This is a genomic window from Amycolatopsis ultiminotia, assembly GCF_039536925.1.
GTDB classification, from domain to species: domain Bacteria; phylum Actinomycetota; class Actinomycetes; order Mycobacteriales; family Pseudonocardiaceae; genus Amycolatopsis; species Amycolatopsis ultiminotia.
In genome coordinates, this window is sequence record NZ_BAAAZN010000015.1 from 162,611 (window position 1) to 180,965 (window position 18,355).

The window sequence follows — 18,355 nt, forward strand, 5'->3', positions numbered from 1 at the left end:
TGAACCCGAAAATTAGTACATACTTTAACTAGTTTACGGCTCGGATCCACCCGGGCCGGATCTCCGTGCGGAGGCGATCCATGGCTTACTACCGCAGTGTCGGCAGTGTCCCGCCGAAACGGCACACCCAGCACCGCACCCCGGAGGGCGGGCTGTACTCCGAGGAGCTGATGGGCGAGGAAGGGTTCTCCTCCGATTCGTCCCTGCTCTACCACCGCGGGGTGCCCTCGGCCATCGTCGACGCGACCCCTTGGGAGCTGCCGGACCAGACGCTCACCGAGAACCGTCCGCTGAAGCCGCGGCACCTGAAGCTGCACACGCTGTTCCCGGGCCAGGACTGGAAGAGCGCCGATGTGGTCACCGGGCGCCGGCTGGTGCTGGGCAACGGCGACGTGCGCATCTCCTACGTCGCAGCCGGTGAGGCATCGCCGTTGTACCGCAACGCGATCGGCGACGAATGCGGGTACGTCGAGTCCGGCGAGGCGATCGTGGAGACCGTCTTCGGCACGCTGACCGCGCGCGCCGGGGACTACGTGCTCCTCCCCCGTGCCACGACCCATCGCTGGGTGCCGACCGGGCCGGAACCGTTGCGTGCCTACGTGATCGAGGCGAATTCGCATATCGCCCCGCCGAAGCGCTACCTGTCGCGCTACGGCCAGCTGCTGGAGCACGCGCCGTACTGCGAACGTGATCTGCACGGTCCGGCCGAGCCGCTGCTGGCCGAGGGCACGGACGTGGAAGTGCTGGTGAAGCACCGCGGTACGCACGGCGTGACCGGCACCCGCTACGTCTATCCGACGCATCCGTTCGACGTGGCCGGCTGGGACGGGCACCTCTACCCCTACACCTTCAACGTCGCCGATTTCGAACCGATCACCGGGCGGGTGCACCAGCCGCCGCCGGTACACCAGGTCTTCGCCGGCGACAACTTCGTGATCTGCAACTTCGTGCCCCGCAAGGTCGATTACCACCCGCTCGCGGTACCCGTGCCGTACTACCATTCCAATGTGGACTCCGACGAGGTGATGTTCTACTGCGGCGGGAACTACGAGGCCCGCAAGGGCTCCGGGATCGGCCAGGGCTCGATCAGCCTGCACCCCGGCGGGCACAGCCACGGACCGCAGCCCGGCGCGGTGGAACGCTCGCTCGGCGCCGAGTTCTTCGACGAGCTCGCCGTCATGGTCGACACGTTCCGCCCGCTGGCACTCGGCGAAGGCGGCTTCGCGAGCGAGGACCCCGGCTACGCCTGGACCTGGGCCGGGCGGGGCCCGCAGTGACCGGCGAAGTCACCACGCTGACCCGCGGCCTGTTCGACGACGCGGCAGTGTTCCCACCAGGGCTTGCTCCGTTGCCCGAGGCCGTTGCCGCACACGACCGGCACCTCGCCTCGTGGTACGCCGAAATGGTGGGACCGCTGGTGATCTCCGCGACCGCGCTCGGGGACCTCGCCGGGGTACTCGCCGGACGGGAGACACCGCTGCCGATCGTGGTCACCCTGCCCGCGGGTCCGGCCGGCATCCCGGCCGTGCTCGCGGCTGCCGCCGAACTGCCGGTCACCGTGGCGGCGTTGGAAGTCGCCGTGCCGCCGGAGGTCGGCGTGCCGGAGCTCCGGTCCGTTGTGGACAGCTGCCCGGTTCCGGTTGCCGTCGAAATCCCGCGCGACGATCGGCGCGTCCCATTGCTGCAGGCGTTGTCCGGCACCACGCACCGCGCGAAGTTCCGTACCGGCGGAACGTCCCCGGAGTCCTATCCGGACGAACCGGAACTCGCCGCGGCGATCCGTGCGGCCGCAGAGGCGGGCGTCGCGTTCAAGGCGACTGCCGGACTGCACCATCCGGTCCGCAACACCGATCCGGAAACCGGCTTCGAACAACACGGTTTCCTGAACCTGCTGCTCGCCACCGAGGCCGTCGCACGCACCGCCGGCGAGGAGGAAGTCCTTGCCCTGCTTGCCGAACGCGATGCCTCGACGGTCGCCACCCGGGTACGCGAGCTGGCAGCGGACCGGCTGGCGCTCGCCCGGTCCCGGTTCACCTCGTTCGGCACCTGTAGCATCACCGACCCGCTCATCGACCTCACCGACCTCGGCCTGATCGGAGCCCCCGCATGATCGTGCCCGCCGATTCCCCCTTCGGCCCCGAAAACCTGCCCTACGGCGTGTTCTCCACCGGCGGCGGCAGCCCGCGGATCGGCGTGCGCGTGGGCGAGCAGGTGCTCGACCTGTCCGTCGCGCTCGGCGACGCCGGGTTCGCCGAGCCGTCGCTGAACGCGTTCATGGCGCAGGGCTACGACCGGTGGGTCGACGTGCGCGGCCGGATCCAGGAGCTGATCGCCGGCGACGTTCCGGCCGAAGCACTGCACGCGGTCGGCGAGGTCACGCTGCACCTGCCGTTCGAGGTCGCCGACTACGTGGACTTCTACGCATCCGAACACCATGCTTCCAACGTGGGCAGGCTGTTCCGGCCGGACGCGGAACCGTTGCTGCCCAACTGGAAACACCTCCCGGTCGGTTACCACGGCCGGGCGGGCACGGTGTATCCCTCCGGCACCGACGTGGTGCGCCCGAGCGGGCAGCGCAAGGGCCCGGACGGTCCGGCACCGGTGTTCGGCCCGAGCACGCGGCTGGACATCGAGGCGGAGCTGGGCTTCGTGGTCGGCACCGGCACGCCGGCGAACACCCCGGTTTCGCCGGACGAGTTCCCCCGGCACGTGTTCGGCGCGGTGCTGCTCAACGACTGGTCCGCCCGCGACATCCAGGCCTGGGAGTACGTGCCGCTCGGCCCGAACCTCGGCAAGAGCTTCGCCACCTCCGTCTCGCCGTGGGTGGTGCCGATCCTCGCGCTGGCGGAGGCCCGGATCCCGCTGCCGGGCCAGCACGATCCGGAACCACTGCCCTACCTGCGCGAGAGCCGGCCGTGGGGGCTGGACATCGAACTGGCGGTGCGGTGGAACGGCCAGCAGGTCGCGCGCCCGCCGTACCGCGAGATGTACTGGTCGCCGGCGCAGATGCTCGCGCACCTCACGGTGAACGGCGCCTCCGCGCGCACCGGCGACCTCTACGGCTCCGGCACGATTTCCGGCCCGGAACCGGCGGAACGGGGTTCGTTCCTGGAGTTGTCCTGGGGCGGGCGCGACCCGCTCACGGTCAACGGTGAATCCCGCACGTTCCTGCAGGACGGCGACGAGGTCGTCGTCGAGGGCACGGCCACCACCGGCTCCGGGACGAAGCTCGGCTTCGGGGAAGTCCGCGGCCGGATCCTGCCCGCCCGCTGATCCGGGTGCCGGGCCCGGCCGGCCCGGCACCCGGATCACCCGGTGACCGGCGCGCCCGTCCGGGACCGGACATCGTCGGCCGAGACGCCGGGCGCGGTCTGCACCAGGCGGAGGCCGTCCGGCGTGACCTCCAGTACCGCGAGGTCGGTGATGATCCGGTTCACCACGCCCGCCCCGGTCAGCGGCAGCGTGCACTGCTCGACGATCTTCGGGCTGCCGTCGCGCGCGGTGTGCTCGGTGAGGACCACCACCCGCCGGGCACCGGCGACCAGGTCCATCGCACCGCCCATGCCCTTGACCAGCGCACCCGGCACGGTCCAGTTCGCCAGATCCCCGTTCGCCCCGACCTGCAGCGCACCCAGCAGCGCCAGGTCGAGGTGCCCGCCGCGGATCATCGCGAAGGACTCGGCGGAATCGAAGAAGCTGGCGCCCTGGCGCAGGGTCACGGTCTGCTTGCCCGCATTGACCAGATCGGCGTCCTCCTCGCCTGCCCACGGGAACGGGCCGAGGCCGAGGATGCCGTTCTCGCTGTGCAAGGTCACCGCCACGCCGTCGGGCAGGTGGTTGGCCACCTGGGTCGGGATGCCGATGCCGAGGTTCACGTAATCGCCGTCGCGCAGCTCACCGGCGCCGAGTGCGGCCATCTCGTCTCGGGTCCAGCTCATGCGCTCGCCCCTTCCCGTTCCCGGACCGTGCGTTTCTCGATCGGCTTCTCCCGCGGGATGGCCTGGATCAGGCGCTGCACGTAGACGCCGGGCGTGACGATCCGTTCCGGATCGAGGTAGTCCGCCGATACGATCTCGGCCTCCGCCACGGTGATCCGGCCGCTGGTGGCCACGAGCGGATTGAAGTTGCGGGCGGCGTAGCGGTAGACGAGGTTGCCGGCCCGGTCCGCGGTGTGCGCGTGCACCAGCGCGAGATCCGCGACGATGCCGCGCTCCTGCACGTAGGTCACGCCGTCGAAGTCGGCGTGCGGTTTGCCTTCGGCGATCGGAGTGCCCACGCCGGCCCGGGTGTAGAACGCCGGGATGCCCGCACCACCGGCACGCAACCGCTCGGCGAGCGTGCCCTGCGGCGCGAACTCGACCTCGACGGTGCCGTCCAGGTACTGCTTGGCGAAGAGCTTGTTCTCCCCCACATAGGAGGCCACCACCCGGCGCACCTGCCGGCTTTCCAGCAGGATCCCGAGCCCGAGGCCGTCCACGCCCATGTTGTTCGACACGATCGTCAGCTCGCGGACTCCGGAATCCCGGACGGCTTCGATCAGGTCGTACGGGTTTCCGGTGAGACCGAACCCCCCGACCGCGATCGTCAGCCCGTCCGTGAGGACCCCGTCGAGTGCTTCCGCAGCGCCGCGGTAGGCCACCGGCACGACATCCGCTCCTTTCGTCCGTTGAGTGGTCAGTACTGGAATCCCAACCATCGGACGGCACACCGGTCAACGAATGGGCGAAAATGTGGGGCAAACCTCTCGCACATCGAACACTCTCGGGATCAGCGTTCACTGAATGGACGTATCGTCTTGGAATGGCTTCCGCTCCTCCTGACCACGTCGTCGGCCGCGTCTCGACGGTGCTGCGCGCGTTGTCCACCCGCGGCGACGGTGCGTCGACGTCGGACATCTCCCGGCTGTGCGGCCTGGCCCGGCCGACCGTCCACCGGTTGCTGTCCGCGCTGGCGGAAGAGGGGTACGTGGACCGCGACCGGCACACCGGACGCTGGTACCTCGGGCCGGAGCTGTACCTGCTCGGCGAGGCCGCGGCGCCGCGCTACGACGTGACCCAGCAGGCGCGGGCGAGCGTGCACCGGCTCGCCGCCGCGACCGGCGAGAGCGCGTTCTTCTCCGCCCGCCGTGGCAACGAGACGGTGTGCCTGCTCCGCGAGGACGGCGACTTCCCGATCCGCTCGTTCGTGCTCTACGAAGGCGCCCGGTTCCCGCTCGGCGTCGTGTCCGCCGGCCTGGTCCTGCTCGCCATGCTGCCCGACCGCGAGGTGCACGGTTATCTGTCCACAGTGGATCTGACCGGGGAATGGGGTGCGGCGCACCGCGCCACGGAGATCCACGCCCGGGTGGCGCGCACCAGGGAAGACGGCTACTCGACGAACCCCGGACTGGTCGTGGAGGGCAGCTGGGGCATGGCCGCCGCGGTCTTCACCCCGGCGGGCGAACCGGCCTGGGCGCTCACCCTGACCGGAGTGGAATCCCGCTTCCGCCCGGACCGCCGCCGGGAACTCGGCGCACTGCTGCTGAAGGAGGCACACGCACTCACGAACCTGCTGCGCAGCCGGCAGGCCTGACGCAGCCGGAACCGGGTCAGGCCGAGGCCGGGGTGTGCTCCGCGTCGAAAGCGGCCCTCGCCGTGGTCACCTGGTCCATGTGGTGGCGGGCCCAGCGGTCCAGCATGTCCAGTGGCTCCGCCAGATCGCGACCCAGCGGCGTGAGCGTGTACTCCACCTTCGGCGGGATCACCGGGTACGCGGTGCGTACGAGGATGCCGTCGCGGACCAGGCTGCGCAGGGTCTGGGTCAGGACCTTCTGCGAGATCCCCTCCACCTGCTTGCCGATCTGGGTGAACCGCAGCGGACCCTCCCGCAGCGCGCCGACGATCAGCACCGTCCACTGGTCGCCGATCCGGTCGAGCAGCTGACGGGTCGGGCAGTCCCGGTCGTACGGATTTCCCAGCACGGCGACCTCCTCGCTTTCCGATAGAGAGTAACAGGCCCGCCCAGCAGTGAGAAATCGGTGTCGATGCAGATTTCCTGCAAAAGACACCATTGACATGACGATTTCCGCCACCAAAGATGAGCCGCATGCAGAACGAGGGTCGAAGCAGCGACCTCGACCGGCGGATTGTCGCGGCGTTGCAGCTCAACGGGCGCGCCTCGTGGGGTGCCATCGCCCGGCAGGTGGGCGCGAGCGAGTCCACCGTCCTGCGCCGGGCCGGGCAGCTCACCGAGAGCGGGCAGCTGCGGGTGATCGGCGTGGTCGACGTGCTGCGCTGCGGCCTCGGCGTGCCGGTGCTCGCGCGGTTGCGGTGCCGTCCGGGTACCGCGCCCGAGGTCGCCGACGCGCTGGCCGCCCGGCCGGAGGTGCGCTACGCGAGCGTGCTGTCCGGCAGCGCGGACTGTTCGGCCGAGTTCGTGCTCCCGTCCTACCGCGAGCTGGCCCGGCTGCAGGTCGCCGGGTTGCCGTCCGCACCGGACGTGCTCGAGGTGGAGACGTTCGCGGTGATGCGCACGTTCACCTCCAACCACGACTGGGATTCCGGCGAACTGACCGCGGACGCCGTGGCGCAGCTGCGCGGTGGTGACGTGCGGCCGTTCGAGGAGCAGCACTGGGAACGCCCGCCGGAGCAGCTCGACGAGCTGGACCTGGCGATCTGCGCCGCGCTCGGTGAGGACGGCAGGTTGTCGTTCAAGGAGGTCTCGCGCCATACCGGCACCAGTGAGTCCACTGTGGCCCGCCGGGTGGATTCCCTGGTCCGGCGCGGCTGCCTGCGCTTCCGCACGCTGGCCGAGCCGGCGATGTTCGGCTACGCCGTCGAATTCATGCTCTGGCTGTCGGTGCTGCCCGCCGAGCTGGACCGGGCCGGGCAGCAGCTGGCCGCGCACCCCGGCACCAAATACCTGTCCGCCACCACCGGCCGGTTCAACCTCGTCGGCCAGCTCGTGCTCCGGCACTACGGCGAGCTGTACCGGCACACCACCGATGTCGTCGGCGCACTGCCCGGACTGCGGGAGGCCGACGTGACCTTGCAGGTTTCGACGCTCAAGCGCGCATGGGCACCGACCCCCGTCTCCGCACCCAGCAGGGAGGAACCATGACCGGACAACCGTGGCTGTGGGACGAAGCGACCTGGCGCGGACACGTGGAACACGTCCGCGCCGGCCGTCCGCTGCGGCCGTCCGGCTGGCCCGGCGGCGCGAAAGTCGCCGTCGCGCTGTCCTTCGACTCCGACCACGAGACGCCCGCGCTGCGTGACGGCGAGGTACTGCCCGGCAAGCTCGCGCAAGGCGAGTACGGCGCCCGCGTCGGCGTACCGAGGCTGCTGCGGCTGCTGTCCCGCTACGGCGCTCCGGCTTCGTTCTTCGTGCCTGCCGTCTCCGCGTTGCTGCACGAGGGCGAAGTCAGATCGTATGTGGACGCCGGGCACGAGGTGGCGCTGCACGGCTGGATCCACGAGCGCAACACCGCGTTGACCGAAACCGAGGAACGTGACCTGGCTTTCCGCGCGGCCGAGGTCCTGGAGCGACTGGCCGGCACCCGCCCGGTCGGCATCCGCACGCCGTCCTGGGACTTCTCCGCGCACACCCTGGCCATCACCCGTGAACTGGGGCTGACCTACGACTCGTCGCTGATGGCCGACGACGACTGCTACGAACTGCTGGAGAACGGCGAACCGACCGGCATCGTGGAGCTGCCGGTGGAGTGGATCCGCGACGACGCACCGTACTTCATGATGGACCGGTTCGCCTCGCTGCGGCCCTACACGCCGCCGCGCGGAGTGCTTTCGGTGTGGCAGGACGAGTTCGACCAGGCTTACGCCGAGGGCGGGCTGTTCCAGCTCACCATGCACCCGCACATCATCGGGCACCGGTCGCGGATCGCCGTGCTCACCGAACTGCTCGACCACATCAGCGGCCACGACGGCGTGTGGTTCGCCACCCACGCCCAGGTCGTGGACCACGTCCTCGCCTCCGCGGAGCAGCCATGACCACCGCATCGTCCACTTCGGACCCTGTCGTCTCGCACCGCCTCACCGCGCAGCAGCGCAAGGCGATCGTCGCCGGCGCGGTCGGCAATACGGTGGAATGGGTCGACTGGGCCGTCTACGCCACCTTTGCGCCGATCTTCGCGGGTCAGTTCTTCACCAGCGGCGGGCAGACCACCGCGCTGCTGTCCACTTTGGCCGTGTTCGCGGTCGGATTCGTGATGCGGCCGATCGGCGGTGCGGTGCTCGGCGCGTACTCCGACCGCTACGGCCGCAAGAAGGGCCTCACCCTCACCATCTCGCTGATGGCCGGGGCTTCGATCGTCATCGCGGTGTGCCCGACCTATGCGCAGATCGGCGTGGCCGCGCCGATCGTCCTGCTGCTGGCCCGGCTCGTGCAGGGCTTCTCCGCCGGTGGCGAGTTCGGCTCGTCCTCGGCGTTCCTGATCGAATCGGCGGCCGCCGGGCGCCGCGCGTTCGCCGGTTCGTGGCAGCAGGTTTCGGTGGGTCTCGGCTCGCTGATCGCGGCGCTGCTGGGCACGATCCTGAACAGCACGCTGCCGGAGCCGGCTCTGCAGGGCTGGGGCTGGCGGCTGGCCTTCGGCGCCGCCGGACTGCTCGGGCTGGTCGGGCTGTGGCTGCGCCGTTCGGTGCACGAGACCGAAGCGTTCGGCAGGATCGGTTCCGGGCCGCGGCGCAACCCCCTGGTCGCGATGGTCCGTGACCACCCGGGTGCCGCGCTGCGGGTGGCCGGGGTGACCATCGCGGGCACGCTGATCTACTACGTGTGGGTCACCTACATGCCGACGTACGCGCACCTTGCCACCGGGATCCCGCTGAAGACCGCACTGCTGGCCAACACCCTGGCCATGGTCGTGTTCATCGTGCTGCTGCCCTTCGGCGGGCTGCTGTCCGACCGGATCGGGCGGAAGGCGACGATGACCGCGTTCGCGGCCGGCTTCGTGGTGTTCGCCTGGCCCGCGTTCCATTTCCTGGTGAACGGGTTCTGGAGCGTCTTCGTGATCGAGTTGATCGGGCTGGTGCTGATCGTGGGCTACTCCGCGAACTGCGCGGTAATCATGGCCGAGCAATTCCCGGCCGAGGTGCGCACCACCGGAATCGGATTGCCCTACGCGCTGGCCGTGGCGATCTTCGGCGGCACCGCACCCTACGTCACCACCTGGCTCAATGCCAACGACCTCGGCAATCTCGTGTGGGTTTACGTGGCGGTCGCCGCGGTGATCGGCGTCGCGGTCTACCTCACCATGCCCGAGACGAAGGGGAAGGAACTGTAGTGCGCACTGTCCTCGTCACCGGTGCCGGTGGCGGTATCGGCGCGGCGATCGCGGAGCGGTTCGCCGCGGCAGGCGAGCGTCTGGTGCTCTCCGATCTCCGTTCGGCCGAGCTGTCCACTGTGGCCGGAAGGCTCCGGGACCACCACGGCACCGAGGTCACCGAGCTGCCCGGAAACCTGGCCGGCGCGCAGTTCGCCGAGGAACTGGTCCCCCGCGCGGGAACGGTCGACGTGCTGGTCAACGCAGCCGGGATCTACCCGGCGACGCCGTTGCTGGAGATGACCGCGGCGGTCTGGGACCGGGTGCAGGACGTGAACGTGCGTGCGGCGATGCTCACGACTGTCGCGTTCGGACGGTCCCACGTGCGCGCCGGGAGCACTGGCACCGTGGTCAACATCTCCTCGGGAGCGGCCACCCGGGCGCGACCCGGTGCCTCGCACTACGCCACGTCGAAGGCCGCGCTGGAGATGGTCACCAAGGCGTGCGCGGTAGAGCTGGGCGCGCACGGGATCCGGGTGAACGCCGTCAGCCCGGGTTTCGTCACAGTGGACAGTTCCGCGAACCCGGTCACCGACGACTACGCAGCGGCAGTGTCGGTGAACCCGCTCGGCCGTCGCGGTGAGCCACGCGAGATCGCCGACGCGGTGTTCTGGCTCGCCGGACCGGAAGCAGCCTGGATCACCGGCGCTGTGCTGCGTGTGGACGGCGGGTCCACCGCGGGCGCGGCCGGCCTTCCGCTGCATTGGCCCGGCGAAACCCCCGTGCAGCAAGGAGAGGAAACGGATGCCCGAGCCTGAAGCCCGCCGTACCTACACTGTGGTCGGTGGCGGCGCGATCGGTGGCACGATCGCCTTCCACCTCGCGCGGGCAGGCCATCCAGTGTCCATTGTCGACGCCGACGCCGCACACGTCGCCGCGATCAACGACCGAGGGATCACTTTGCGCCGTGCCGATGGCGACGAAAGCGTGCAGCTGCCCGCGTTCGTCCCCGGCGAAGCGCCCCCGGAACTGGGCCGGGTGCTGCTCGCGGTGAAGGCGCAGACGACCGAGGACGTCTTACCCTGGCTCGAATCCCGGCTCGCGCCGGACGGATTCGTGGTCTCCCTGCAGAACGGCCTGAACGAGCAGCTGATCGCCTCGTTCGTCGGCGAGAGCCGCACCGTGGGCGCCTTCGTGAATCTGTTCGCCGACGTGGCCGAGCCCGGCGTGGTGCGCGACGGCGGGCCGGGCGCGCTCGTGGTCGGGGAACCGGACGGCCGGATCAGCGGGCGGGTCGAAGAAGTCGTCGCGGATCTCCAGGCCTGGGGCCCGGCCAAGGCGACTGCCAACGTCGAGGGCTATCTGTGGGCGAAGCTGGGGTTCGGTGCGATGCTCACCGCCACCGCACTGGCCGACGCACCGATGGCCGACCTGATCGACCGGCACCGCCGGTTCATGTACGCGCTGGCCGCGGAGGTTTTCGCCGCCGCGGGCGATCGGGTCCTCGAACCGTTCGACCAGTTCGATCCGGCCGCCTACCTGCCGGACGCAGCCGATCGCGAGTCGGCGACCGACCGGCTGGTGGCCTGGCTGCGCACCCAGCCGAAGGACCGCAGCGGCATCTGGCGGGACATCGCGGTACGGCACCGTCCGGTCGAAGTGCACCACCACTACGCGCCGGTGCTGGCCGACGCCGACACCCGCGGTGTCCCGGTTCGCTTGCTGCGCGCGATGCTGAACCGGCTGCACGAGGTCGAAACCGGTGCGGTGCCGATGTCCGAGCACCACCTGAGGGAACTGGAGGGCGAACTGTGACCGGGATCCGCGAGCTGCACGAGTGGGTGCGGGCCCACCGCGAGCAGCTGCTGGCCGACCTCGCCGCCTACGTGGGGATCGAGACTCCCAGCGACGACAAGGAAAGCCTCGATCGCGGACTGTACTGGCTGGACGGATGGCTGCGGGAACGGCTGGGCGAACCGGCGGGCACCCGGCACGTCGACGGCGGCCCGCACGGTGACATCAAGGTCTACGACTACCCTGGTAACGGCGAGCGGCCCATCCTCCTGCTCTGCCACTACGACACGGTGTGGCCGCTGGGCACGCTCGCCGGCCGGCCGTTCACTGTGGACGGTGACCGGGCAACCGGGCCGGGCATCTTCGACATGAAGTCCGGCCTCGTGCACGCGGTGTGGGCACTGCGCGCACTCGACGCCGCCGGGCTCCCCCGTCCGCCGGTGCGGCTGGTCCTCAACGGCGACGAGGAGCTGGGCAGCCCGGCCTCCCGCCCGGTGATCGAAGAGGCCGCTGCCGGGACACGGGCCACGCTGGTGTTCGAAGCGAGCGCGGACGGTGCGGTGAAGACCGCACGCAAGGGCGTCGGCCTGTTCCAGGTCCACACCACCGGCGTCGAGGCGCACGCCGGACTGGATCCGGCCAAGGGCGCGAGCGCGATCGACGAACTGGCGCGGGCGATCCTGACACTGCACGCACTGTCCGATCGCGACGCGGGCACGACCGTCAACGTGGGCGTGATCTCCGGTGGCAGCAGGCAAAACGTGATCGCCGGCGCGGCCTCCGGCGAAATCGACGTACGCGTGTCCAGCTCCGAGGAGGCCGATCGCATCGATGCCGGACTCGCCGCGCTCACCGCGCACGACCCGCGCTCCACGATCCGGGTGGAAGGCGGCTGGAACCGGCCGGTGATGGAGCGCTCCGAGGCCATTGCCGAACTGTACGGCGTCGCCAGGGACCTCGCCGCCGGCTTCGGCGGCACACTGCGGGAATGCTCGGTCGGCGGCGCGAGTGACGGCAATTTCGTGGCCGCACTGGGCCATCCGGTGCTCGACGGTTTCGGGGCGATCGGCGACGGCGCGCACGCCCGGCACGAGCACATCAGCGTGACCGGGATGCTGGAGCGGACCGCGCTGGCGGCCGCCGTGCTGCACCGGCTCGGTGCGTCCTGATCCAGCGGCCTGCCGCGTTCCGCCGGCCGGTCAGTGCACGCAGCCGATGGCACCGGAGGCCACCGGCGGTTCCGGCGTTCCGGACGAGGGCGGCGCCGCGGGTTTCGTGACTGCGATCGGCCGGACGCCGCCGCGCGCCGGGGTGCCCGCCGTGGTGTCCCCGGAAGCCGACGACGCTGCGGAGTTGAGCTGGTGCCGCACGAACTCCTTCACCTGTGCCGGATCGATCTGGACCGCGTCGCCGTCGCCCGGGGTGGCCAGGGACAGGCTCTGCACCGGAATGGTCGCGAACGCGATCGAGCCCGAGGTGAGTCCCTGCAGCTGCCGGGCGAAAGCCAGCAGGTCCCAGCCGTGGTCGAGCACGACCGAACCCTGCAGTGCGTCGACGAGCGAGGACAGCCGCCCCGGATCGGTGAACATGCCGGAGCCGAGCACGTTCTTCGCCATCCCGGACAGGAACGCCTGCTGCCGGGCGATGCGGTCGAGGTCGCCGTTCGGCAGCCCGTGCCGCTGGCGCACGAACGCGAGCGCCTGCGCACCGGTGAGCGTCTGCTCCCCGGCCGGGAAGTTCGCGCCGGAGTAGGAATCGTGCACCGGTGCCTCGAGGCACACCGGAACGCCGCCGACCGCCTGGCTCAGCGCGGCGAACCCGGCGAGGTTGACCGCGGCGTAGTGGTTGATGGTGAGCCCGGTCAGTTTCTCCACGGTGGCGATCGAGGACTTCGCGCCCGCCGCGTCGGCGGCCACCTCCAGCTGCGGCCCGCGCAGTCCGCTTGCCTGCAACTGCCCGCGTGCTTGCGCGCGGGCCCGGCTGTACGCGGAGTTGATCTTGTGCTTCCCGAACCCCGGAACGTCCACATAGGAATCCCGCGGGATGGAGACGGCGGTGGCGGCCGTCCCGCCGGCAGGCACGTGCACCACGATCATGGTGTCGGTGGTGTCCCCGCCGTCGTCGTCGCTGCCCGCGTGCAACGAGTCGAGCACGTTCTGGGGCAGTGCTTCGCCGTTCGGCTCGGTGCGTGAGTCGAGACCCACCAGCAGGATGTTCTGCGGGACCTGCAGTGGCTGCCCGGCAACCCCGGGCAGCTGCGCGGACGGCGGGATGACGTCGGCCGTGACGAGCCCGGTGTCGAGCCGGTGCAGCTGGGTCCAGGCGTATCCGGTGATCCCGACCACCAGCGTCGAAAGCACGCCCAGCACGACCCGCCCGCTCACGCGGCGTATCCGGGATGTGCGCAGCACGACCGTTTCCCCTCGCTTCCCGCCGGAGTCTCGATGCCCCTCTTCCGAGGATCACCGCGTTAGCTGGGAAAAGCCTGAGAAACCTGTCGTGAAGATGTCATGGCGCCCATTCGGCCGAGGCTCCGGCGCAGATCCGCGACCCCAGGTACCAGTGCGGACACGAGCAGCTACCGAAAGCCTGGAGCCCTGGCACGACCGGGACCACCGCACCGGGGACGACGGCGCCACCGGGACCACCGCACCGCCGGGATTGCCGAGCGGTCCGGGTTATCGGGGCATCCGGCGCCAGAGCGCGCGCGGTACGAAGCGCAGTGCGGTGAACACCGGGCGCAACACCGCGGGCACCCACACCACCGCGCGGCGGCGGTGCAGGGCGGCCACCGTCGCGTCCGCGACCTGGTCCGGGGTGCTGGAGAACGGCGCAGGCGACATGCCTTCGGTCATCCGGCCGATCACGAATCCCGGCCGCACCAGCAGCAGGTGCGCCCCGGTGCCGTGCAGGGCGTCGGCGAGCCCGCCGGCGAATCCGTCGAGCCCGGCTTTCGCCGAGCCGTACACGTAGTTCGCGCGGCGCACCCGGATCCCGGCGACCGACGAGAACACCACCACGCTGCCCGAACCCTGTGCTCGCAGCAGTTCCGCCGTGTGGGTGAGCACGGAGACCTGGGCGACGTAGTCGGTGTGCACGATCGCGGTGGCGTGCGCGGCGTCGGTTTCCGCGCGGGCCTGGTCACCGAGAATCCCGAAGGCCAGCACGACCACCTCCAGCGGACCGTGCTCCGCCACGACGCGGTCGAGCAGCCTGCGGTGCCCGTCGAGGTCGTCGGCGTCGAAGTCCTCGGTCACCACCGTCTCCGCGCCGGCCTCGCGCAGCTGCGCGACCGGCCCGGTCAGATCCGTCCCCGGCCGGGCGGCCAGCACGAACCGCCGGGCCCCGCCGGGCTGCACTGCACCGGGCTGTTGCCCGCCGGGCTGCACTGCGGCGGGCGGCCCCTCACCGGACCGGGTCCCGCCGGGCTGCGTCCCGCCGGGCTGCGCCCCGCCAGACCGTGTCCCACGGGACGGTGCACCCGCGCGGGCCAGCCGCACTGCCACCGCCGTGCCGATTTCACTGCGCCCGCCGAGTACCAGCACCGTTCCGCTCACGGGCGGTGAGTCTGCCAGCACCGCCCGGTCGCGTCCCGGCCGGGCCGTCTCCCGAAATGCACCGGGGTCGACCGGCGCGCGAAAGGAGGTCTGGACCAGAAGCCGGCGGAGGAGCTCACGCCAGCGGCCGGGACTCCGCCCGCACCTCGCTCGCCGACTGTCCGTCCAAAGAGGACCCTCGAGCCGACCTCACCCGCCGACGCGCACGGGCAGCCGAGCACGTCCACGGCTCACCGACAGGACCAAGCACCTCCACGAGTTGCCCACGGAACCAAGCACCTCCGCGGCACACCAATGCGGCCGAGCACGTCCGCGGTTCGCCGAGGGGGCCGGGGCTGCCGGGTCTGCCCTGACCTGCCGGGAAAGGGGAACCGGCGAAGGGGCCCGGAATGCCGAGCGCAGGAAAACGCCCGGACGGCGACCTGGGCAGGTCGCCGTCCGGGCGCGCACCGGGGCCGGTTTCGCTTTCCGGTTTCCGGTGAAAGTAGCTCTCGCCCTCGCCGCCGGGAATGGTCACCGGCACGCGGTCAGGCGGCTCGATGTCCCTCGGCGGGGGATCCGGTGCGGACCAGTTTGCGCCGCTCCAGCTCGGTGGTTCCGCCGAAGATACCGTTGGTCAGGCCGTTGCCGAGGGCGTAGGACAGGCACTCCTGACGGACCGGGCAGCGCGCGCAGACGGCCTTGGCCCGTTCGACCTGACGGGCCCCGGGGCCCACATCGGAAATCGGGAAGAACAGTTCCGGGTCCTCGTCCTGGCACGCCGCGCGGGCGAGCCAGCCGGTGGTCGTGAGTTCCATTTTCGCGTTTCACCTCCTGTCTCCATTGTCGAATCACGGTCAATCGAGTTGTCCGGGCGCGCGACGAACCGCAGTTCGTGAAGCACTCGGTGGCTTTCGGCCATACCGCCCCGGCACGCGGGGCAGCGCGACGACCGACTGTCCAATTTACCACCGATCACCGCGGAGGCGCGGATTTTCGATCCAGGTCACACCACCGGGGTGTCGCCGACCGCCCGGCCGCCGAGCGCCACCCGGACCAGCGAGGCCGCGAGCGGGGCCGATTCGTCGCCGCGCACGAGCCTGCCCAGTTCGGCACCGTCCGCCGGGAGGCCGAGTTTTTCCGCGCCCTGCAAGGCTTTTCCGTCGAGGTGCGGGCGCAGCTCCGGCCACACCGCCTGTACCTCACGGGCGAACACATCGAATCCGACCGGGCCCAGCCGCGGGAACGCCAGCATCCGGCGCCGCAGTTCCGCCTCGTCACCGTCCGCAGCCACCCGGATCCTCCGCGGATCGCCGCGGTAGCGGTCGAGCAGCAGCCGGGCGCCTTCACCGAGCGCGGTAGCGGTCTGTTCGTCGTAGCGCTTGTAGTGGGCCCGTCCGAGCGCGTCGACGCGGTCCTGCCACGAGGCGTCTGCCATCCGCCGGGCGGTACCCATCCCGGCGCGGTGCAGCTCGGCCGCCGCCGCGACCGCGATGTCCGCCTTGATCCGGGTGGAGAGCAGGACCGACAGCACAAGCAGCCGGTACAGCGGCGCCGGTTTGTCCGCGAGGGTGATGCCCGCTTCCGCGGCGTACGTCGGCAGCCCGGCGCGCAGCAGCCGCCGGACCACCGTGCGGGGCTTCTCGTTCGTGGTCATCCGGCCCGAGTACCCGGTACCCGACGCATCACACACAGTGTCGATACCGGATCGTTACATCCCGCGGCCGGTTCACCGCACCTGTTCCCACAGGTCCGGTTCGGGAGGGGGTGCGCGTGACGGGGTTCGACGAGTTCTTCCGTGGCGAGTACCCACGGCTGGTGGCGTTCCTGTGCGCCGTCGGCCTGCTGCCGGACCCGGCACGCGAGGTGGCCGCGGACGCCTTCGCCCGGATCGCCGGTGTTTGGCCGCCGGATGGCGATCCCCGGGTGACGGTGTGGCTCGCCGCCGTCCGCCGCGCCGCCGAACAGCCGTGGTCCGCCGAAAGCGGGCCGCCGGGGGACCCGCCGGACGGCCTGCTGGCCGCGGTCGTCGAGCGGAACGCACTGGGGGTCGAGCTGCTCGCGACGCTGCCGGACACCCAGCGCCTGGTGCTGGCCTTGTCGCTCGGCGGGTTCCCGAACGCCGCCGTCTCCGCGGCGCTGGACATGCCCGGCGCCACGGTCCGGTCCAACCTGCGGCACGCACGGGAACGGCTGAAACGCCGGCTCGGCCCCGCCCACCAGGAGGAAACTCTGATGACCGCGTTGCGCGAAGCGGACGCCGCGCTCACCGGTGCGCTGCGCGCCACCCTCGACGTGGAAGGCATTCTCGCCCGCGTCCGGTGCGAGAGCGCCGAGCCACGGCTGCCGGACGGCAGTCACCGGTTCGACGGCCCGGTGGCCGCTGCGACGCGCGGCAACCAGCGTGCGGTTTCCCAGCTGCTCGCGGCCGTCCACCCGCTGGTCGTGCGGTACTGCCGTGCGCGCATCGGCGGACTGGCCGGCGGTTACGCCTCGGCCGACGACGTCGCGCAGGAGGTGTGCCTCGCGCTGCTGCTCGCGCTGCCCACCTACCGCGAACAGGGCAAGCCGTTCCTCGCCTACGTCTACGGCATCGCCCAGCACAAGGTCGCGGACGCGCACCGCGCGGCGGCCCGCGACCGGACCGAGCCGATCCCGGAACCGCCGGAGGCCACCGACCTCGCCGACGGCCCGGAGGACCGCGTGCTGCGTGGCGAGCTGAACCGGCTGCTGGCCCTGGTGCTGCGGATCCTGCCGGACCGGCAACGGGAAATCGTGCTGCTGCGGGTGGTGGTCGGCCTTTCCGCCGAGGAGACGGCCGAGGCGGTGGGCTCGACCCCGGGCGCGGTCCGCGTGGCACAACACCGCGCCCTGCTGCGGCTGCGGTCCGAACTCGCGCGCTAACGGTCCCTGCGGTCCCCGATCCGCGCCGTGACGAACTCCGCGAGCGCGGCCACCGGTCCTTCCGCCGCGTCCCTGGACAGCAGCACCAAGTCGACGTCCCCCGGGTCGGGCAGCCCGAGGCCGGCGGGCAGCTCCGCGAGATCGGCCGGGACGAGGCGACGTGCGTGCACCGTGACGCCCAGCCCGGCCGCGGCCGCCGCGCGCAGTCCGGTGAGACTGGAGGTCAGGCAGGCCGCACGCCATTCCAGGCCCGCGCGTTCCAGCGCTTCGACGGCCAGCTGCCGGGTCACCGAGGGCATCGGGTACTGCACCAGCGGTACCGGTTCACCGGCGGTCAGCACCGTGGCCGGGGAACCGATCCACACCAGCGGCTCGCGGTGCAGCACCCGGCCGGGCCCCGGCGCACCCGGCCTGCGCTTGCCGAGCACCAGATCCAGCCGTCCGCCCGCGAGCCGCTGGGCCAGCACATCGGACAGTTCCACGTGCAGTTCCACGTCCACCAGCGGATGGCTCTGCCGGAGCAGGCGCAGGATTTCCGGCAGTTCGCCGAGCGCGAAGTCCTCGGACACACCGAACCGGACCCGGCCGCGTACCTGTGCGCCGCGGAAGTGCCGGGCCGCACGCTCGTCGGTGTCCACAATGGCCTGTGCGAACCCGAGCATCGCCTCACCGCGTGCGGTCAGCTCGACCGTGTGCGTGTCCCTGGCGAACAGCAGCCCGCCCGCCGCGCTCTCCAGCCGCCGGATGTGCTGGCTGACGGTGGGCTGACCCACCCCGAGCCGCCGCGCGGCCGCGGTGAAGCTGCGGGTTTCCGCGACCGCGAGGAAGGAACGGCACAGACGAGGATCCAGCATACGGTCCA

Annotated in this window: 19 protein-coding genes and 1 pseudogene; 12 read left to right on the forward strand and 8 right to left on the reverse strand. The window is 71.1% G+C overall.

What is annotated here, in order from left to right:
• Positions 1 to 80: 80 nt before the first annotated feature.
• Genes ABD793_RS29990 through fahA form a run of 3 tightly spaced genes read left to right on the forward strand, consistent with a single transcriptional unit; the run spans position 81 to position 3,273 of the window.
• The gene (locus tag ABD793_RS29990) at positions 81 to 1,277 is read left to right on the forward strand and encodes a homogentisate 1,2-dioxygenase (RefSeq protein WP_344866024.1); all 1,197 of its coding nucleotides are present in this window, start codon (positions 81 to 83) and stop codon (positions 1,275 to 1,277) included.
• The gene (locus ABD793_RS29995; RefSeq protein ID WP_344866186.1) at positions 1,247 to 2,110 is read left to right on the forward strand and encodes a hypothetical protein; all 864 of its coding nucleotides are present in this window, start codon (positions 1,247 to 1,249) and stop codon (positions 2,108 to 2,110) included. The genes ABD793_RS29990 and ABD793_RS29995 overlap by 31 nt, the downstream gene beginning before the upstream one ends.
• On the forward strand, positions 2,107 to 3,273 hold the full coding sequence (fahA, locus tag ABD793_RS30000) for a fumarylacetoacetase (protein WP_344866026.1): 1,167 nt from the start codon (positions 2,107 to 2,109) through the stop codon (positions 3,271 to 3,273). Before ABD793_RS29995 ends, fahA begins: the two co-directional genes overlap by 4 nt.
• 35 nt (positions 3,274 to 3,308) lie before the next feature.
• Here fahA and ABD793_RS30005 read toward each other — a convergent pair whose 3' ends face one another.
• Both ABD793_RS30005 and ABD793_RS30010 read right to left on the reverse strand, forming a co-directional pair.
• Complete coding sequence (locus ABD793_RS30005; RefSeq protein ID WP_344866028.1) at positions 3,309 to 3,938, reverse strand: 3-oxoacid CoA-transferase subunit B; 630 nt, start codon at positions 3,936 to 3,938, stop codon at positions 3,309 to 3,311.
• Positions 3,935 to 4,645: a CoA transferase subunit A gene (locus ABD793_RS30010; protein ID WP_344866030.1), complete on the reverse strand. Its 711-nt coding sequence runs from the start codon at positions 4,643 to 4,645 to the stop codon at positions 3,935 to 3,937. The genes ABD793_RS30005 and ABD793_RS30010 overlap by 4 nt, the downstream gene beginning before the upstream one ends.
• 155 nt (positions 4,646 to 4,800) lie before the next feature.
• On the opposite strand from ABD793_RS30010, the gene ABD793_RS30015 reads away from it, so the two are divergent.
• Entirely contained in the window at positions 4,801 to 5,571 is a 771-nt protein-coding gene (locus ABD793_RS30015; protein ID WP_344866032.1) for an IclR family transcriptional regulator, read from the forward strand.
• Positions 5,572 to 5,587: 16 nt separating this feature from the next.
• Here the strand turns inward: ABD793_RS30015 and ABD793_RS30020 are convergent, their stop codons facing one another.
• Positions 5,588 to 5,959: a winged helix-turn-helix transcriptional regulator gene (locus ABD793_RS30020; protein ID WP_344866034.1), complete on the reverse strand. Its 372-nt coding sequence runs from the start codon at positions 5,957 to 5,959 to the stop codon at positions 5,588 to 5,590.
• Positions 5,960 to 6,084: 125 nt separating this feature from the next.
• Here ABD793_RS30020 and ABD793_RS30025 point away from each other — a divergent pair, with 125 nt between their 5' ends.
• From ABD793_RS30025 to ABD793_RS30050, 6 genes are read left to right on the forward strand one after another with little or no spacing between them, the layout of a single operon-like run.
• Entirely contained in the window at positions 6,085 to 7,098 is a 1,014-nt protein-coding gene (locus ABD793_RS30025) for an Lrp/AsnC family transcriptional regulator (RefSeq protein WP_344866036.1), read from the forward strand.
• Positions 7,095 to 7,988, forward strand: a complete 894-nt coding sequence (locus ABD793_RS30030; protein WP_344866038.1) for a polysaccharide deacetylase family protein — start codon at positions 7,095 to 7,097, stop codon at positions 7,986 to 7,988. The genes ABD793_RS30025 and ABD793_RS30030 overlap by 4 nt, the downstream gene beginning before the upstream one ends.
• On the forward strand, positions 7,985 to 9,280 hold the full coding sequence (locus tag ABD793_RS30035; protein ID WP_344866040.1) for an MFS transporter: 1,296 nt from the start codon (positions 7,985 to 7,987) through the stop codon (positions 9,278 to 9,280). Before ABD793_RS30030 ends, ABD793_RS30035 begins: the two co-directional genes overlap by 4 nt.
• Positions 9,280 to 10,077, forward strand: coding sequence for an SDR family NAD(P)-dependent oxidoreductase (locus tag ABD793_RS30040; protein ID WP_344866042.1), 798 nt, complete (start codon positions 9,280 to 9,282; stop codon positions 10,075 to 10,077). The genes ABD793_RS30035 and ABD793_RS30040 overlap by 1 nt, the downstream gene beginning before the upstream one ends.
• On the forward strand, positions 10,064 to 11,074 hold the full coding sequence (locus ABD793_RS30045) for a ketopantoate reductase family protein (RefSeq protein WP_344866044.1): 1,011 nt from the start codon (positions 10,064 to 10,066) through the stop codon (positions 11,072 to 11,074). The genes ABD793_RS30040 and ABD793_RS30045 overlap by 14 nt, the downstream gene beginning before the upstream one ends.
• Positions 11,071 to 12,222, forward strand: a complete 1,152-nt coding sequence (locus ABD793_RS30050) for a M20 family metallopeptidase (RefSeq protein WP_344866046.1) — start codon at positions 11,071 to 11,073, stop codon at positions 12,220 to 12,222. The genes ABD793_RS30045 and ABD793_RS30050 overlap by 4 nt, the downstream gene beginning before the upstream one ends.
• Positions 12,223 to 12,252: 30 nt before the next feature.
• Here the strand turns inward: ABD793_RS30050 and ABD793_RS30055 are convergent, their stop codons facing one another.
• The 4 genes from ABD793_RS30055 to ABD793_RS30070 all read right to left on the reverse strand — a co-directional run bounded on the left by ABD793_RS30055 (position 12,253) and on the right by ABD793_RS30070 (position 16,246).
• Entirely contained in the window at positions 12,253 to 13,464 is a 1,212-nt protein-coding gene (locus tag ABD793_RS30055) for an LCP family protein (protein ID WP_344866048.1), read from the reverse strand.
• 267 nt (positions 13,465 to 13,731) lie between these two features.
• Complete coding sequence (gene dprE2, locus ABD793_RS30060) at positions 13,732 to 14,610, reverse strand: decaprenylphospho-beta-D-erythro-pentofuranosid-2-ulose 2-reductase (RefSeq protein ID WP_344866049.1); 879 nt, start codon at positions 14,608 to 14,610, stop codon at positions 13,732 to 13,734.
• Positions 14,611 to 15,137: 527 nt separating this feature from the next.
• Positions 15,138 to 15,407, reverse strand: coding sequence for a WhiB family transcriptional regulator (locus ABD793_RS30065; protein ID WP_344866051.1), 270 nt, complete (start codon positions 15,405 to 15,407; stop codon positions 15,138 to 15,140).
• A 188-nt stretch (positions 15,408 to 15,595) separates the two neighbouring features.
• On the reverse strand, positions 15,596 to 16,246 hold the full coding sequence (locus ABD793_RS30070) for an endonuclease (RefSeq protein WP_344866053.1): 651 nt from the start codon (positions 16,244 to 16,246) through the stop codon (positions 15,596 to 15,598).
• Positions 16,247 to 16,521: 275 nt separating this feature from the next.
• Here ABD793_RS30070 and ABD793_RS30075 point away from each other — a divergent pair.
• Both ABD793_RS30075 and shbA read left to right on the forward strand, forming a co-directional pair.
• Positions 16,522 to 16,773: pseudogene (locus tag ABD793_RS30075) on the forward strand (RNA polymerase sigma factor); the annotation flags it as partial.
• 9 nt (positions 16,774 to 16,782) lie between these two features.
• A complete protein-coding gene (gene shbA / locus ABD793_RS30080) occupies positions 16,783 to 17,493 on the forward strand; it encodes an RNA polymerase sigma factor ShbA (RefSeq protein WP_425548796.1) in 711 nt (236 codons plus the stop codon).
• Here the strand turns inward: shbA and ABD793_RS30085 are convergent.
• A complete protein-coding gene (locus tag ABD793_RS30085) occupies positions 17,490 to 18,347 on the reverse strand; it encodes a LysR substrate-binding domain-containing protein (protein WP_344866055.1) in 858 nt (285 codons plus the stop codon). The two genes, shbA and ABD793_RS30085, sit on opposite strands and share 4 nt — an antisense overlap.
• Positions 18,348 to 18,355 lie beyond the last annotated feature (8 nt).